Below are 16,375 nucleotides of genomic sequence, written 5' to 3' on the forward strand. Positions count from 1 at the left end.
AACCCCAGGGAGTAGTTTGGCGAAGATTCGTAGTTCGGTACTGCGACCATCCGCAATCGAGAGATCACGCGATATGGGTCCCTGCGTTCGCAGGGACGACAATTACGCCGACCACGGCTCCGCTTCGGCCGCGCTCTTTGCCTTGGCCGACACCGGGGCCTCGCCGATCACCTCGGCCAGCGCGCGCAACGCTTCCGTCACGCCCTGACCGGTCACGCCGGACAGCAGCAGCGGTGTCTTCTTGGCGGCGCGCTTCAGCCGGTCCTTCTGCTTCTTGAGCTCGTCCGGCTCGACCGCGTCGATCTTGTTCAGCGCGACGATCTCGATCTTGTCGGTGAGCTGCCCGGCATAGGCGTCGAGCTCCGCGCGCACGGTCTTGTAGGCCTTGCCGGCATGCTCGCAGGTGGCATCGACCAGATGCAGCAGCACGCGGCAGCGCTCGACATGGCCGAGGAAGCGGTCGCCGAGGCCGGCGCCTTCATGCGCGCCCTCGATCAGGCCGGGAATGTCGGCCAGCACGAATTCGCGGCCGTCGGCATTCACGACGCCGAGCTGCGGATGCAGCGTGGTGAAGGGATAGTCGGCGATCTTCGGCTTGGCCGCGCTGACCTTGGCGAGGAAGGTCGACTTGCCGGCATTGGGCAGGCCGACGAGGCCGGCATCCGCAATCAATTTCAGCCGCAGCCAGATCCAGCGCTCTTCGCCCGGCTGGCCGGGATTGGCATTGCGCGGCGCGCGGTTGGTCGACGACTTGAAATGCGCATTGCCGAAGCCGCCATTGCCGCCCTCGGCCAGCACGAACTTTTCGCCGACCTTGGTGAAGTCGTGGATCAGCGTCTCGCGATCCTCGTCGAAGATCTGCGTGCCCATGGGCACCTTCAGCACGATGTTCTTGCCGTTGGCGCCGTGACGGTCCGAGCCCGAGCCGTTCTCGCCCTTCTGGGCCTTGAAGTGCTGCTGATAGCGGTAGTCGATCAGTGTGTTGAGGCCGTCGGCGACCTCGATGATGACATTGCCGCCGCGGCCGCCATTGCCGCCGGAGGGGCCGCCGAATTCGATGAACTTCTCGCGGCGGAACGCCACGCAGCCGTTCCCGCCGTCACCGGAGCGGATATAGACCTTTGCTTCGTCGAGGAATTTCATGGGCCATAGGTAGGCCAGCCGGCCCCCTGCGGCAACCCGGATAGACCCGCAAATCGGCCGAAATTCCGCGAATTGCGACCCTTGCTTAACCCGCCGGTCGCTTCCGGATCAGGAATTTCTGCGCTCCCTCCAGCACCAGCTCCTTGCGCTGGTTGAACACGGTACTGCGCAGCGTCACCGCGCCGGTCGTGCGGCCCGGCACCAGCTCGATGACCTCGAGCGCCGGATAGATCGTGTCGTCGGCGAACACCGGCTTGAGAAACCGGCTCGACTGCTCGAGGAAGCCGACCAGGGAGTCCTCGACCATGAACGGAAACAGGCCGGCGCCGGGCGCGGTGTGGATCAGGGTCTGGAAGCCGTGGGCGAGCAGATGCGGCATGCCGCGGCTGCGGCAATATTCCACGTCATAATGCACCGGATGGGTGTCGCCGCTCGCGGTCTGGAATGCGGCGAAGATCGCCGAGGTCTGGGTGCGGCTCGGCAGCACGAAGCGTTCGCCGACGACGAAATCCTCAAACCAGCGTTGCGTGGAGATCATGCGATGCCGGGTCGGGTCGAAATCGGTCATGTCAAAGCTCGCTTTGTCGATGTGGCGTCTATCGCTACTGCGATGCGAAGAGTGCGACAATCCGTTCAATTCAGCGTGGCGGGCTTGTCCGTATTGCTCATGGCATTACAACGGCGCCAATGCCCATCTTCAAGAACCTCTCCGCCTATGACGATCGCTCCGCGCGCCTCGCCGGCATTGCGCTCATGGTGCTGTCGATCTTCATGTTCTCGTTCGGCGATGCCATGGGCAAGTTCCTGGTCGGGACTTATTCGGTGGGGCAGCTGTTGTTCCTGCGCGCCTGCGCGGCGCTGCTGCTGCTGTCGCCGCTGATCTGGACGCAGCGTCACCAGTTCCTGCATCTGGAGCGGCCGCGCCTGCAGCTGTTTCGCGTCGTGCTCTCGACGCTGGAGGTTGCCGCCTTCTTCCTTGCGACCGTCTATCTGCCGCTCGCCGACGTCATCACCTATTATCTCGCCGGCCCGATCTTCGTCACCGCGATGTCGGCGATCTTCTTAGGGGAGAAGGTCGGCTGGCGGCGCTGGACCGCAATCCTGATCGGCTTCAGCGGTGTCCTGATCGCGCTGCGGCCCTCGGCGCAGACCGTCAGCCTGCCGGCGCTGATCGCGCTCGGCGGCAGCCTGTCTTTCGCGACCTTGATGCTGATCACGCGCAGCCTGCGCAAGACGCCCGATATCGTGATGGCGTCCTCGCAATTCGTCGGCACGTTTTCGCTCGGCGCCGTGTTGTCGGCGTTCAACTGGGTGCCGCCGACATCGGGCAGCCTGGTGTTCTTCGCGCTGGCCGGGGTCGTCTCGGTGACGGCATTGTTCTGCGTCAACCGCTCGCTCAAGCTGGCGCCGGCCAGCGTCGTCGTGCCCTATCAATATTCGATGATCGTCTGGGCGGTGATCTTCGGCTTCGTCGTGTTCGGCGACGTGCCGTCGGTCGCAACGCTGATCGGCGCGGCGATCATCATCGGCGCCGGGTTCTACATCTATCTGCGCGAGAGGGATCTCGGGCGCGAGAGCGCCGAAGTGAATCCGCCGGCGTGATGCCCACCCTCCCCCTCCAGGGGAGGGTAAGCGCCGCCCTGCCTACCTCATCCGCCGCGCGCTGCTCCAGCTCTTCAGCGAGGCCCACACGCCGCGGGACAGGCGGAAGCAGTCGACCGGCGTCGAGGAGCCCAGCGCCAGGAAGCGATGCAGCTGCACGCCGCTCCATTGGAAGCCGCACTTCTCCAGCACCTTGCGCGAGGCCGGGTTGGTGACACGCGCGCCGGCATGGAGATGCTCGTCCTCGAATTCCTCGAAGAAGAAGTCGATCGCGCCGCGCGCAGCTTCCGTGGCAAAGCCCTGGCCCCAATGCTCGACGCCGAGCCAATAGCCGAGCTCGGCATTGCCGGGCGTGGAGCAGTCGATGCCGACCATGCCGACCGGGTTGGTATCGTGCTCGATCAGGAACACGGTCTCAGCTCCGAGCGCGGCGGTGGCGCGGATGAATGCGACGGCGTCGTCCTGCGAATAGGGATGCGGCAGGCGGCGGGTGTTTTCGGCGACGCGGCGGTCGTTGGCGAGCCGGGCGATGGTCCTGACATCGGCAAGCGTCGGCCGCCGCAAGGTCAGCCGTTCGGTGGCGACGACGCCAGGTCTCGCCTCAGCCAAGGTCACGCTCGAGAAATCCTGCAACATGTCCGGCTCCGCTAGAAAGTCACTAAGTCAAAGTGAGCAAGTCAAAAGAAAAGGGGAGGCCGGTTTCCCGCCTCCCCCTGGAGCCTTCGATCTCTATGATCTGGACTCCGCCGGTTCAGTCGGGACCGGCGGACTCCAATTTGATCCACCGTCTATTCAGCAGCCTCTGCGATCGGGAGTACCGATACGAAGGTGCGGCCGTTGGCTTTGGCCTGGAACGCAACACGACCCTCGATCTTGGCGAACAGAGTATGGTCCGTGCCCATGCCGACATTAAGGCCGGGGTGCCAGGTGGTGCCGCGCTGACGCGCAATGATGTTGCCGGGAGTGACGACCTCCCCGCCGAACGCCTTGATACCGAGGCGCTTGCCCTTGGAATCGCGTCCGTTACGCGATGAACCGCCTGCTTTTTTGTGAGCCATGGCTCGTCTCCGAAATCCTGCGTAGTTCTAGGTCAATTCCTTGACGGAATCATTTCAAAATTTCTCACGCATCAATTCGTGAATTGGCGTGATCGATTTCAGCTATTCGGCGGCTTCCGCTGCCGGCTCCTTCGCCACTTTTTCCTTCTTCGGACGCGGGCCCTTGGTGGGCTTGGCGCCGTCGGTCAGGATCTCGCTGATGCGCAAGACAGTGATCTCGTCGCGATAGCCGCGCTTGCGGCGCGAATTCTTGCGGCGGCGCTTCTTGAACGCGATGACCTTGGGGCCGCGCTTGTGGTCGAGCACCTCGACCGCAACGGAGGCGCCTGCCACCGTCGGAACGCCCAGCACCGGCGAGTCGCCGCCGACCACCAGAACTTCATTCAGCTGCACGATCGAGCCGACTTCGCCTTCGATCTTGCCTACTTCGAGAACATCATCCGGCACGACGCGGTATTGCTTGCCGCCGGTTTTGATGACTGCGAACATCGTTTTTTTCTCCGTGTTCAATCCCGGCCTCGCGACTGCTACGTCGGGGCCGGCTTTTTGTCAGTCGCTAAGGGTTTATACGAGTCTTGTGCGGGCAGGGTTTATCCCTTTGAAAACCCACGCAAAAACAAGCGGCGCGAGAAACGCCCCACGCCGGTTGTGGGACTTATAGCCGCGATCAGCCAAGAGTCAAGCAAGAGTCAGGGAAAAGCCGGCGAAAAGCGCCCGGATTTGAAGGATTTGGCTCTCTCGCGGCCTTCAGCCGAATCTCGATTTGGCTTTGCAACAAACCGGTTCCCGCGCCGTTAGTCAGGCCGGAACAGATCAGCGGGCAAGGGCTCTTCAATGGCAACGGACGAACTGGTCAAGACGACGACGGGCATCGCCCATCACGGCGCCGAGCGGCTGCCGTCGGTGGACATCGACAGCTTCAACATCGAGATGAAGGACGAGGACGGCTTTCTCGGCGACCGCGCCAGCAAGGGCGCGTTCCGCGACATCCTCGACCGCTGGCGCAAGCCGCTGCGCAAGACGGGCGAGGACCCGTTCGGCAAGGAGCCGTCGGAGAACATCAGCAAGAAGACGCTGGATGCGATCCTGGTCGGTGACGACACCGAGGCCTCCGCGCTGGTGCATAGCGCCATCGAGGATTTCGCCCAGGAGCTCGCTTACGTCACGCGCCGCTTCCTGAAGACAAAAGCCTGGGCCAAGACCGAGCGCATCGTGGTCGGCGGCGGTTTCCGCGATTCCCGGCTCGGCGAGCTCGCGATCGCGCGCACCGAGATCATCCTCAAATCGGAGGACTTCAAGATCGACATGATGCCGATCCGCCATCACCCGGATGAAGCCGGCCTGATCGGCGCGCTGCATCTGGCGCCGTCCTGGATCTTCGAGGCCCATGACAGCATCCTCGCCGTCGACATCGGCGGCACCAATATCCGCTGCGGCCTCGTCGAAACGGCCTGGAAGAAGGCAAAGGACCTGTCGAAGGCCAAGGTGGTGAAATCCGAGCTGTGGCGTCATGCCGACGACGAGCCGACGCGCGAAGGCGCGGTGAAGCGGCTCACCAAGATGCTGAAGGGGCTGATCACGGAGGCCGAGAAGGACGGCTTCAAGCTCGCGCCCTTCATCGGCATCGCCTGTCCCGGCGTGATCAACGCGGACGGCTCGATCGAGAAGGGCGCGCAGAATCTGCCGGGCAATTGGGAGAGCAGCAAGTTCAACCTGCCGGCGAGCCTGCTCGAGGGCATTCCGCAGATTGGCGAGCACGACACCGCGATCCTGATGCACAATGACGGCGTGGTGCAGGGCCTCTCCGAGGTGCCGTTCATGCAGGACGTCGATCGCTGGGGCGTGCTCACCATCGGCACCGGCCTCGGCAATGCCCGCTTCACCAACCGCCGCAAGGAGAACGGCAAGGACGCGGACAACGGGAAGAAAAAGGACAAGGACAGCAAGAAGGGCGACTAGCCGCTGCTTCTTCCTGGGTGCGATCGCCGCCACGGCGGAGGTCCACTCCCTCTCCCGCCTGCGGGAGAGGGCCGGGGAGAGGGTGCCTCCGCGTTGGGACCCCCTGCGGACAGAGGCGTCCGCCGCGCCGTCGGCGCGACCGCCGAACCGTCCCCCCAAGTAACCTTGACCGGTTAGGTTAAGGACCGGATTGCGTTGCGGTGCGCCCGCCGCACGCTAGGGTCGAACCGTCGCTTCCACCTGGCCGGCGAAGCCGCCCTTCCCAGCCAGAATTTCAATGAGCGGCACCGGGACCGCCAGTGTTTACCGCGTCTGGCGGTCCCACCCCGTTTTTCCAAGCATGTTTTGAATCCGGCCTCCGCCCCACCGGCGCTGCGCCCCCTCCCCCGCTTGCGGGGGAGGGTCGGGGGAGAGGGTCTCTCCGCGCTGGGATCGCCAATGGCATTTGCCCCGTTGGCCGAGATCATCAGGTGCTCCATGCCAGTTCCTCCCCCAAGGCAGAGCCGTTGTCGCGCAAGGCGGCCTCCGATTCGCCCGACAAAACGCCTCAACCCGGCAATCCGCACCACCTTTCCGGAGCGTTCGTGCCGGGAAGCCCGGGCAGCGGCCGAAACAGGCAGCGGATTTTCCCCTTTCGCGCCTTGTCTGGCCCGCCATCCTCGCCTATTAACGCCCCCAACCACAGGGGCCCTGCTCCTACCATGGCGCCTTCAGGAGAGGTGGCAGAGTGGTTGAATGCACCGCACTCGAAATGCGGCATAGGTGCAAGCCTATCGGGGGTTCGAATCCCTCCCTCTCCGCCAGCTCAGTCAAAATCTCCGGTCAAAGATTCGCGGCCGTCGCGGGAGCATTCCCTCATGGACAGCTTCGTCGCGCGAATGCGGGACGGATGCTTGGCCTTGATTTTGTAGGACGTTCGTCCTAATTCTTAGGTCAATTGTCCTACGTGCGGTCTTGCCGTCCGCACCGATCGTGAAGCAGCCATGGGCGCCAGCGAAACTCGCCAGCAGATCGTAGAAGTCGCCGACCGGCTCTTCTATGAGCGCGGCTTCGACGCGACCTCTTTCGCTGACATCGCAGCGGCGGCGGGCTTGTCGCGCGGCAACTTCTATTACCACTTCAAGACCAAGGACGAGATTCTCGACGCCGTGATCGCGCGGCGCGTGGCCGATACGCTCAACATGCTCGATGCTTGGCAACAAAGCACTTCTTCGCCGGTGGATCGGGTCCGCAGCTTCGTCCACATCCTCATCGCGAACCGGACCAAGCTCATGGTGTTCGGTTGCCCGGTCGGCACGCTGTGCACCGAATTGGCAAAGCTGGATCATATCGCAAGGGCCGACGCGGCTGCCCTGTTCACATTGTTTCGCGACTGGCTGCGCCGCCAGTTCACCGAACTCGGGCGTGAAGCAGATGCGGATGCGCTGGCCCTGCACGTCCTGATGCGCAGCCAAGGCGTTGCGACGCTCGCCGCCGCGTTCCGCGATGAAGCGTTCATCCGCCGCGAAGTTGCGGACTTGGACGCGTGGGTGCTTGCCCAAAGTCGGGGCGCTCCAAATTCAAACGCCCAACAACTTGCTTGATGGAGAGATCATGTTTGTCATCACCCTTCGCTTTGCGGACAAGGCCAAGGCGCCTCTTTTCATGGAGGGGCACAATGTCTGGATCAAACGGGGCTTCGACGATGGCGTCTTCCTGTTGACGGGAAGTCTTCAACCGAACGCCGGCGGCGCAATCCTCGCGCACAATGCCTCGCCCGAGGACATCGCGGCGAGGGTCCAGGACGACCCCTTCGTCGCCGAGGGCGTCGTCAATGCTGAAATCCACGCCATCACGCCTGGGCGTACCGACGAGCGGCTCGCCTTTCTCAAGGCCTGAGCTGCGCATGCTGGCCGATCGCTCAGCCTTCCGCAGGCCAGTTGAACCCACGCCGCGCCCGCCCCGACCCAGCAATGCCCCGCCCTCCGGCGGGCCCGAGGTAACCCACCCCGATGTTCGAGAAGACCTACCGCGACCGCCTCGACGCCGATCTTGCGCGATGGGAGGCCGACGGCGTGATTGCGCCGGCGGCTGCCGCCGCGATCCGCCATGCACTGCCGCCGCTGCCTGCGGGCATCAATATCGCGGTGGTGGTCGGCATCGTCGGTGGTCTCTTGATCGCGGCGGCGTTCCTCGCCTTCGTCGCCGCGCACTGGACGGAGATCGCGCGGCTGCTGCGGTTTGCGATCCTCATCGCCGGCATGGTCGTGACCTCTGCTCTCGGCGCCTGGTTCGCTGCGCGGGGGCGTGAGGTTCTCGCCGATCTCTGCGCCAGCATCGGTGCGATCATCTTCGGTGCGGGCATCGCGCTGGTCGGCCAGATGTATCATCTCGGCGACGACTTTGCCGGCGGCATGCTGCTGTGGTCGATCGGCGCGTTGGCCGCGGCGCTGCTCACCGGCTCGCGCGGGGCGCTTGCGGTCGGCCTCGCCGCCGCCGGCATCTGGACCTGCATGCGGATCATTGATGCGCCCGACATCCTGCATCTTCCGTATCTGGCGGTCTGGCTGCTCGCCGCCGGCCTTGCGTTCGCGTGGAATTCCCGCGTCGCGGCCCACCTCGTCGCGCTCGCGGTGCTGCCGTGGTGGATCGCCACCTCGCTGCGCTTCGACTTCGACGGGCCGCAGCCGTCCTTCGTGCTCGCGAACAGCGCGGCCCTGCTGTTCGGCGCCGGGCTTGCGATCGCAGCTGCGCCCTCGCCGCGGGCGTTGCAACTCGGGAGCGTGCTGTCGATCTACGGCGCGTTCTCGCTCGCCGCGGCCGCGGTCCTCGAGGTCACGACGGTCGACGACATCATCCGCTTCCGCACCGGCGCGGGATCCGCCCAGCCCTTGTGGGCGATCCTGTGCGGAGCGGCCGGCGTGGTCCTCGCACTCGTCTCCGCCGCGCTCACCAAGCGCAAAGGTGAGATCCTCGCAGCCTGCGCGATCGGGCTGGTGTTGCTTGCCGCACCGCTCTGGCCGGTCGCGACAGCCGGCGAGCCGTGGCTCGCTTATGCCGCGCTGCTGTGCGCCATGCTGTGCCTCGTCGTCTCCGGCGTGCTCGACGACGTGCGGCCGCGCATCGTGGCCGGCTGGCTCGGCATTGCCGGCGTCATCGCCGGCATCACCTGGGCGGTGAAGGGCTCGCTGCTCGCCCGCTCGGCGTTCCTTGCGGCGGCCGGCATCGTCGCCGTCGCCTTCGCAACGGCGCTCAACCGCGCGCTGCCGAGGAGTGCACGATGAACCAGCTGATCACATCCATGTCCGCGCTCTGGCAGCGCATCCCGAAGCCCGTGCTGTTCGGCGTCGCCGTTCTGCTGCAATGCCTGCTGCTGGTGCTGATGGTGGTCGACCGCGTGCAGATCCTGCGCGAAGGCACCGAGGTCACGCTGCAGACCCAGCCGGTCGATCCGCGCGATCTCCTGCGCGGCGATTATGTCGTGTTGCGCTACGACATCTCGCAGGTCGCGGCCGGCGCGCTCGCCGGCAAGCCGGCGGAGTCGCGCAACCCCGCCGTGTTCGTCAAGCTCGTGCCCAACGCCGACGGCGTTTACGCCGCCGTTTCCGCGCATGCCGAGCCGGTGCCGGTCACCGCGCCCGAGGTGCTGATCCGCGGCCGCGTCAGCTATTCCTGCGGATCGCACATCCGCACCTTCTGCGACAAGCTGACGGTCAAATACGGCCTTGAAAGCTATTTCGTGCCGGAAGGCGAGGGCGGCAAGCTCGAGCAGGCCCGCAACCAGCAGAAGTTGCGCATCGTCGCCGCCGTGCTGCCCTCAGGCCGCGCCGCCATCAAGCGGCTGCTGCTCGACGGACAGCCGGTGTATGAGGAACCGCTGTATTAGGTTGCCTCGTGCGCGCCGTGACAATGCTTGTAGCGTTTTCCTGAATTGCACGGGCAAGGGTCATTGCGCCGCAAGCCTGCAACCTCCGCCGACGACCCCGGTTCGGCGGGAATCTTCATGACGAGCGTCGATGATCCATCCGAAGCTGCGGCCGGCAATGAAGCGGCCGGGGCGTTTCGGCGGTTCATCAGCCATCCGACGAAACATGAGGTCACCACGAACCCGCCCAGAAGCGCCATGCCCAGCTTGGTGTCGAAAGCCTGCTTGCGGTCCCGCTCCTCGGACTCTCTGGCCGCTTGCTGGCGCTGCTCTTCCCGTTCCACATACCATTTTGCGGCGGCTTGAAGCGCCGTCGCGGGAATGCTCCAGCTCACCGATGTCTTTTCCGGCCGCGAGAGCATGACGGCCCGCGACAGCAATGCCATCTGCGACGGAGAATTGCTTTCAGAGTTGATCCGGGTTGCTGTCACGCGCGATGCAAGGCCGAGCGACACCCCGCCGCACACCGATGAGACCAGCGTCATGCGACGGTTGCCCTTGGTCTCCTCGATGGTTTCCCAACGCCCCAGGCCTGGAAGTGTATCGGGCAATTCGACGTGATCGATCTCGTGAGCGTCGATCAGCCGCGTGAGCTCATAATGGTGGAGGTTCCGCTCCTTCAGGATATGTGCGATCGCGAAATGCCGGTAGATATTGTACATGTCGCGCCAGATCGGCTCGGCCCGGATGGTCTCTTCCATGCGGGCGGTCCAGTCGCAGGCGAACTCCCTTGCGATGGGATCTTCATTTCCGTTCTTGGCGCCTGCATCCGCATTGGCATCGGCGTCGCTGAGGATCACCTGGGCCGACTGCAGCGACGCTATTTGGTAGTCGTGTGAATATTCGAACTTGCCTGGCTCGAACCAGAACCGGCGCCGGCTGCTCCAATCGCCCATGGACGTGCCGGCCCGCAGCATCTGTCGCGACTGATCGAGCCGGCGCGCGAACGTCCCGGGCAAGGGCGGACTGACCGGCAATTGCAGCGTGCCCTGCGAAACCTGCTTCATGCGATAGTCGGCTTCGACCAGCACCTTCGTCACGCGACAATGCCTGGGCAGGGAGTCGACGCGAACCTTTTGCGGCTGTTGGGAGCACATCCGCAAATATTGCTGCTTCGCGGCTGCATCGCGCCCCGAAATCTGGTCGAGATGCGGCGTTTGATCTCTGTCCGGATCCAGAGAGATGCCCGGCTCGATGTTGCCGTACTTCCTCGCGGCCGACCTGATCGCGACGATGAGATCGTCGAGATAAAGATCCGGCTGGCCCTTCTCGGCAATGCCGCAGAGCAGGATGTCGTAGTCATCGTCCCGGCAGACGGTATCGATCCGGGTCAATCCCGTGAGCCGCTTTGACCCGCCCGATTTCGCCCGCTTCAACGCCTCGCGCAGCGAGACGGCGACCTCCGCCCGCATGTCCGTTTTCGAAACCGCGGCGGGAACGCTGCACGACTTGTCCGCCGCCGTCGCAGCCAGGGGCTTTTGCAGGACTAACGCGCTCACTCCTGACGCCAGAAAACCGCGCCGATCGACAAGCACCTTGTGCATCATGGAAGTCTATGTCCCCGCCCTTATAAATTCTTCGGTCAAGTATCCGGCTTCTTCAAATTGAGAATCTTGCGCCTGAGTTCGCTCAGGTCGCTTTCCGTCCCGATCGGCGCCGCTCCGATGTGCACGCCGCCGACGGGCGCCGAAGCTGAGGGACGCGTTGGCCCGCTGACGTTCGACGCGGATGGCTTTGAGCCGATGTTGGGTGAATTCGAGCTCGAGCCAGCCGGCTCGCCGGAGCCGCTGACGCCCGATTCTCTGGTTGGGAAGGAATGTCCGCTCGGGGAGGAATTTGGCTTCCTGGCGCTGGGAGCCACGCGCCCGCCACCGTCACCCGAAACGTCCGACTCCAGTGGCGTGCGCTGATTTCGCCAACGCTGCAGCTCCATCAGCTCGCGAGCGGCGGCGGCGGCGCTGTTCAGCCGCATCCGTTCCTCTTGAGGACTTTCGTAGTTCGGCCTGGTGACGAGATTCTCTCTCAACGAGAGCCTGCTGACGCATTGTCCCTGATTCCAGCCGATTTCAGCGACATCCTCTCCGCCCTTGTCGCAGTCCATGCATTTTTTGTACAGCTCATACAAGTCGAAGGAGATGTAGCTGCAGTTCCATCCAGGGCCGTATTTCTTCTGCAAGGTCTCGGCCTGGGCCGGACAATTGCAGATTGCGAGAACGGCAATTGCCGCGAGAATGAAATAGCGCATGAATGTCGTTCAGCTAATGATGTGACCGACCCGTGGCCGGCTGAAATTTACACTGCGCAGCTTAATCCAGCGGGCCCATGCCGCAACCTCTTTTTGCCCACTTAGCCCGTATCGGCGTTTCAGTTTGCTTAATCCCGTTGCCGCGGATCAGGCGCCATTGTTTCGGGAGTGCTTTTTCAATGCCCGCCGCAGCACGTCCCACACCAGGGGATCGTTCATCTGCGCCACGTTGAAGCGCATGAAATGCGAGGCGGTCTGCGCCACGCTGAACACGTTGCCCGGTGCCAGCACCACATCCTCCGCGAGCGCCGCGCGCGCGAGTTGTGCGGCGTCCTGCCCGCCCGTGAGGCGGCACCACAGGAAGAAGCCGCCGCGCGGCATCAGCCAGGGTTCGATGCCGATCGCCCCAAGTTTTCGCGCGACGTCCCGCCGGGTGCTCGCGAGCTTTTGCCGGAGCTCGTCCATGTGCTTGCGATAGCCGCCGCCGGCCAGCACTTTCGCGATGATCTCCGTCGCCACCGGGCTGGGACCGCCAAAGCTGGTTGCGACCTGGAGGTCGACGAGATGCTCGATCCAATCGGCCCGCGCGGCGATGTAGCCGGAGCGGACCGAGGCCGACAGCGTCTTGGAGAAGCTGCCGATGCGGATCACGCGATTGAGCCCGTCGAGCGCGGCAAGCCGCGGCGAGCGCTCCGGCTCGAGGTCGCCGAAAATGTCGTCCTCGATGATGGTGAGGTCGTGCGCCGCGGCCGCCGTCAGCAGACGGTGCGCCGTCTGAAGCGACAGCGTCGCGCCAGTCGGATTGTGCAGGGCCGAATTGGTGATGTAGAGCCTGGGACGCTCAGTGGCGAGGATCTGCTCGAAGCGCGCGATGTCCGGGCCCGTCGGCGTCATGGGCACGCTGACGATCCTGGTCTGATGCGCCCGCAGCAGCGCACGGAAATTGAAGTAGCAGGGATCGTCGACCAGCACCGTATCGCCGGGACGCAGCAGGAAGCGGCAGACGAGGTCGGTGGCTTGCGTCCCCGAGCCCGTCAGCATGAGCTGATCGACGGACGCGTGAATCGCATCCTCGGCGAGGCGCGCGAGCAGCAGCCGGCGCAGCACAAGTCCGCCGCGGGTGCTGCCATAGTCGGTCAACAGATCCGCATCGGTCCGTGCGAGCGCACGGATCGCGCGGCGCAAGCCCGCCTCCGGCATCCAGCTCGCCGGCAGCCAGCCGCAGCCGGGCTTTGGCACGCCAGCTTCGGCATCGAGCGATTGCCGGGAGACCCAGAACGGATCGACCTCCCGGTCGCGCCGCGGCCCGCCTTCGGCAAGCGCAAGCGGCGGCATGATCGCCGGCGCAACATAGAAGCCCGAGCCGCGACGGGCGCGGATCAGGCCTTCGGCGGCGAGGCGGTCATAGGCTTCCACCACCGTGGAGGGCGAGACGTTCATCGCTGCGGCGAAGCTGCGGATCGACGGCAGGCGGTCGCCGGCACCGAGCGCGCGGCCGGCGACCTTGGCGCGGATAGCGCTCATCACGTCGATGGTCCGCCTGCCGCCGCGTCCCCTGGTTTGCGCCTCGCTGTCCAAAGTGTATGACCTTCCATACCCACACAGTTTTGCCGGATTGTACTGGATTGTCACTGGTCTCGCCACCGCCGAGGGCCCAGTGTCGCGACACAGGAGAATAAGACGGCGATGCAATCTGCGGGCAGCGGCTGGGGCAACGGACTTCTCGGCGTCATCATCTTCAGCGGCTCCCTGCCGGCGACGCGCGTCGCGGTCGGCGGCTTCTCCGCGCTGTTCCTGACCTCGGTGCGCGCGGTCATCGCGGCGCTGATCGGTCTTGCCGTGCTCGGTCTGCTCCGTCAGGCGCGGCCGCAGCGCGAGGATCTCGTCTCCCTCACGATCGTCGCCGTCGGTGTCGTGGTCGGCTTTCCCCTGCTGACCGCGCTCGCGCTCCAGCACATCACCTCCGCGCATTCCATCGTCTTCATCGGCCTGTTGCCATTGTCGACGGCGGTCTTCGCCGTCGTGCGCGGCGGCGAGCGGCCGCAGCCGCTGTTCTGGCTGTTCGCGGGTCTCGGCAGTGCCACGGTGGCCGGCTTTGCCTTGTCCGGCGACGGATCGGCCTCGTTCACCGGCGATCTCCTGATGGTGGCCGCGATCGTGTTGTGCGGCCTCGGCTATGCCGAAGGCGCGGCGCTGTCGCGCCGGCTCGGCGGCTGGCAGGTGATCTCCTGGGCGCTGCTGCTTGCTCTGCCGCTGATGCTGCCGGTCGCGCTTCTCACCTGGCCGTCCGCATGGAGCGGCATCAGCGTGCCCGCCTGGGTCGGGCTCGCTTACGTCTCGATCTTCAGCATGTTCGTCGGCTTCATCTTCTGGTACCGCGGCCTCGCGCTCGGCGGCATCGCGCGGGTCGGCCAGTTGCAACAGCTCCAGCCGTTCTTCGGCCTCGCGCTCGCGGGCCTTCTGCTGCACGAGCCCGTCGCCTGGAGCATGATCGCCGCGACCATGCTCGTGGTCGCCTGCGTGTTCTTCGCGCGGCGGTTTGCCTGACGGCGACGTCAGCTCTGTTGCCTGCCCGATCGGGCCTTTTCGATTCCGGGAATTCGCGCGATCTGCCCGGCGAGGAAATCGACCAGCAGCCGTACCCGTGCGACGCCGGAGCGCTCCGGTACGATCAGCAGGCTCAGCGGGACGGGAGGCGGCGAATAGTCCGCGAGCACGCGTTCGAGCCTGCCGGCCGCGAGAAGATCGTGGACGAGCCAGAGATGCGTGGGCCCGATGCCGCGGCCGGCCGCTAACGCCTCTCGCGCGGCAAGTCCGTGATCCACGCGCAATCGCCCCGTGAACGGGACCTCATGGCGTCCGCCGCGGCGGCCTTGCAGCACGAGCACATCACTGCCGGCGACGTTGGACATTCTGATTCCCTGGTGGCTTGCGAGGTCCTGCGGACACGCGGGCCTGCCGCACCTCGCCAGATAGTCGGGCGCGGCAACAAGCAGCCGCCGCGACTGCCCCAGGGGTCTGAGCTTCATCGAGCTCTCGGCGAGCGGCCCCAGGCGGAGCGCGACATCGACACCTTCCCTCACGAGGTCGACCCGTTCGTCCGTCAGGTTGAGGTCCACCGACACATCGGGATAGCGGTCCTGGAAAGCGAAGATGAGACGGCTGACGTGGAGCACGCCGAACGCCGCGGTGCAGGATATCCGTATCGTTCCGGCGGGCGCGCCGCGGGCGCTGCGTGCCTCGTCGCCGGCGTGCTCGACCAGGCGCAGGATCTGCACGCAATCGGCATAATAGCGGCGCCCCTCCTCCGTCATCGTCACGCTGCGCGTGGTCCGCGTGAGCAGCGGCACGCCCACGGCCTGCTCCAGTTCCCGAATGTGCCGCGTCACGCTGGACTGGCCAACGCCGAGCTCGCGCGCGACGGCCGACAGGTTTCCCCGCTCGGCGACCCTCACGAAGCTGCGCATGCGCTCGAGGCTGACCTCCGATCTATCCATTTTTCGGTATGATCCTATCCATTACCGTCATCTAGCGGATTGCAGGGGGCCGCGCTAGCTGCGGGACATCCTCAACGAATGGTGCCGATCATGAAGGTATTGATAGTTTTTGCGCATCCGGAGCCGCGATCGCTCAACGGCTCGCTGCGGGATGTTGCGGTCCGAGAGCTCGAGGCGCAGGGCCACGACGTGCGAGTGTCGGACCTTTACGCGCAGGGCTGGACCTCGGCCCTCGGCCGCGCCGACTTTCCGGCGCTGCCGACGGATGCGCGGCTTGCGCCCGCGGCTGCATCCAAGCAGGCTTTCGAAAGCAGCACGCTCACCCCCGACGTCAGGGGCGAGATCGAGAAGTTGCTATGGGCAGATACGCTCATTCTGCAATTCCCGCTGTGGTGGTTCAGCATGCCTGCGATCCTCAAGGGATGGGTCGATCGCGTGTTCGCCTATGGTTTCGCATATGGCGTCGGCGAGCACAGCGACACGCGGTGGGGCGATCGCTACGGCGAAGGCAAGCTGGCGGGCAAACGGGCGATGCTGATCGTGACGACCGGCGGCTGGCAGGAGCATTACTCGGCTCGCGGAATCAACGGGCCGATCGACGACCTGCTGTTTCCAATCCATCACGGCATTCTCTACTATCCGGGATACGACGTCCTTCCGCCGTTCGTCGTCTACAAGGCCGACAAGCTCGACGAAGCCGGTTTCGACGCGATGGCCGAACGTTTGCGGGAGAGGGTCAGGACGCTTGCGACGGCCTCGCCCATTCCGTATCGGCGCCAAAACGGCGGCGACTACCTGATTCCAAGCATGCAGCTGCGCCCCGGGCTCGAGCCTCCCGCGGCGAGCGGCTTTGCGATCCACCTCGCGCCCGAGGCCAGCACCGCGCCGAGAGACTCGACGAGAGAGGCGGGTGTTCACTTGCCGGCGGATGCCTGCGCCGCGAAAGCCTGAGCGCGAAGATTGCAAG

16 protein-coding genes, 1 tRNA gene and 2 pseudogenes are annotated in these 16,375 nt (G+C 65.0%); 9 read left to right on the forward strand and 10 right to left on the reverse strand.

From position 1 onward, the window contains the following. Window positions 1–102: 102 nt before the first annotated feature. Entirely contained in the window at window positions 103–1,143 is a 1,041-nt protein-coding gene (gene obgE, locus AC0WRY_RS02105) for a GTPase ObgE (RefSeq protein ID WP_194405463.1), read from the reverse strand. A gap of 85 nt (window positions 1,144–1,228) precedes the next feature. Then, window positions 1,229–1,711, reverse strand: coding sequence for a MaoC family dehydratase (locus AC0WRY_RS02110; protein WP_194405464.1), 483 nt, complete (start codon window positions 1,709–1,711; stop codon window positions 1,229–1,231). Between the two features lie 119 nt (window positions 1,712–1,830). On the opposite strand from AC0WRY_RS02110, the gene AC0WRY_RS02115 reads away from it, so the two are divergent. Next, the gene (locus tag AC0WRY_RS02115) at window positions 1,831–2,745 is read left to right on the forward strand and encodes a DMT family transporter (protein WP_194405465.1); all 915 of its coding nucleotides are present in this window, start codon (window positions 1,831–1,833) and stop codon (window positions 2,743–2,745) included. Window positions 2,746–2,787: 42 nt separating this feature from the next. Here the strand turns inward: AC0WRY_RS02115 and AC0WRY_RS02120 are convergent, their stop codons facing one another. From AC0WRY_RS02120 to rplU, 3 genes are all read right to left on the reverse strand, one after another. Continuing rightward, window positions 2,788–3,381, reverse strand: coding sequence for a GNAT family N-acetyltransferase (locus AC0WRY_RS02120; RefSeq protein ID WP_194405466.1), 594 nt, complete (start codon window positions 3,379–3,381; stop codon window positions 2,788–2,790). Window positions 3,382–3,533: 152 nt separating this feature from the next. Then, window positions 3,534–3,803, reverse strand: coding sequence for a 50S ribosomal protein L27 (gene rpmA, locus AC0WRY_RS02125; RefSeq protein WP_024338898.1), 270 nt, complete (start codon window positions 3,801–3,803; stop codon window positions 3,534–3,536). 102 nt (window positions 3,804–3,905) lie between these two features. Beyond that, entirely contained in the window at window positions 3,906–4,292 is a 387-nt protein-coding gene (gene rplU / locus AC0WRY_RS02130) for a 50S ribosomal protein L21 (protein ID WP_194405467.1), read from the reverse strand. A gap of 345 nt (window positions 4,293–4,637) precedes the next feature. On the opposite strand from rplU, the gene AC0WRY_RS02135 reads away from it, so the two are divergent. From AC0WRY_RS02135 to AC0WRY_RS02160, 6 genes are all read left to right on the forward strand, one after another. Further along, window positions 4,638–5,762 (forward strand): ROK family protein, encoded by a 1,125-nt coding sequence (locus AC0WRY_RS02135; RefSeq protein ID WP_194405468.1) that lies wholly within the window; start codon window positions 4,638–4,640, stop codon window positions 5,760–5,762. Window positions 5,763–6,475: 713 nt separating this feature from the next. Continuing rightward, window positions 6,476–6,565 (forward strand) — tRNA-Ser (locus AC0WRY_RS02140). A 180-nt stretch (window positions 6,566–6,745) separates the two neighbouring features. After that, window positions 6,746–7,345, forward strand: coding sequence for a TetR/AcrR family transcriptional regulator (locus tag AC0WRY_RS02145; RefSeq protein ID WP_194405469.1), 600 nt, complete (start codon window positions 6,746–6,748; stop codon window positions 7,343–7,345). 10 nt (window positions 7,346–7,355) lie between these two features. Next, complete coding sequence (locus AC0WRY_RS02150) at window positions 7,356–7,640, forward strand: YciI family protein (protein WP_194405470.1); 285 nt, start codon at window positions 7,356–7,358, stop codon at window positions 7,638–7,640. Window positions 7,641–7,753: 113 nt separating this feature from the next. Next, window positions 7,754–9,025, forward strand: a complete 1,272-nt coding sequence (locus AC0WRY_RS02155) for a DUF2157 domain-containing protein (RefSeq protein WP_194405471.1) — start codon at window positions 7,754–7,756, stop codon at window positions 9,023–9,025. Further along, window positions 9,022–9,627 (forward strand): GDYXXLXY domain-containing protein, encoded by a 606-nt coding sequence (locus AC0WRY_RS02160; RefSeq protein ID WP_194405472.1) that lies wholly within the window; start codon window positions 9,022–9,024, stop codon window positions 9,625–9,627. The genes AC0WRY_RS02155 and AC0WRY_RS02160 overlap by 4 nt, the downstream gene beginning before the upstream one ends. On the opposite strand, the pseudogene AC0WRY_RS02165 reads toward AC0WRY_RS02160, so the two are convergent. The 4 genes and pseudogenes from AC0WRY_RS02165 to AC0WRY_RS02180 all read right to left on the reverse strand — a co-directional run. Next, window positions 9,624–9,737: pseudogene (locus AC0WRY_RS02165) on the reverse strand (SEC-C metal-binding domain-containing protein); the annotation flags it as partial. The gene AC0WRY_RS02160 and the pseudogene AC0WRY_RS02165 sit on opposite strands and share 4 nt — an antisense overlap. 957 nt (window positions 9,738–10,694) lie before the next feature. Continuing rightward, window positions 10,695–11,213 (reverse strand): annotated as a pseudogene (locus tag AC0WRY_RS02170) (hypothetical protein); the annotation flags it as partial. Between the two features lie 35 nt (window positions 11,214–11,248). Then, window positions 11,249–11,911, reverse strand: a complete 663-nt coding sequence (locus AC0WRY_RS02175; protein WP_491122598.1) for a hypothetical protein — start codon at window positions 11,909–11,911, stop codon at window positions 11,249–11,251. Between the two features lie 147 nt (window positions 11,912–12,058). After that, entirely contained in the window at window positions 12,059–13,435 is a 1,377-nt protein-coding gene (locus tag AC0WRY_RS02180; protein WP_491123535.1) for an aminotransferase-like domain-containing protein, read from the reverse strand. Between the two features lie 162 nt (window positions 13,436–13,597). Between AC0WRY_RS02180 and AC0WRY_RS02185 the strand changes: the two genes are divergently transcribed. Next, window positions 13,598–14,458, forward strand: a complete 861-nt coding sequence (locus AC0WRY_RS02185) for a DMT family transporter (protein ID WP_491122599.1) — start codon at window positions 13,598–13,600, stop codon at window positions 14,456–14,458. Window positions 14,459–14,466: 8 nt separating this feature from the next. Here AC0WRY_RS02185 and AC0WRY_RS02190 read toward each other — a convergent pair whose 3' ends face one another. Further along, window positions 14,467–15,408 carry a LysR family transcriptional regulator gene (locus AC0WRY_RS02190; RefSeq protein WP_491122600.1) on the reverse strand — a complete coding sequence of 314 codons (942 nt, stop codon included), beginning with the start codon at window positions 15,406–15,408 and terminating at the stop codon, window positions 14,467–14,469. 90 nt (window positions 15,409–15,498) lie between these two features. Between AC0WRY_RS02190 and AC0WRY_RS02195 the strand changes: the two genes are divergently transcribed. Then, window positions 15,499–16,359, forward strand: a complete 861-nt coding sequence (locus AC0WRY_RS02195) for an NAD(P)H-dependent oxidoreductase (RefSeq protein WP_491122601.1) — start codon at window positions 15,499–15,501, stop codon at window positions 16,357–16,359. Window positions 16,360–16,375 lie beyond the last annotated feature (16 nt).

The organism is Bradyrhizobium sp. T-12, from assembly GCF_058314695.1.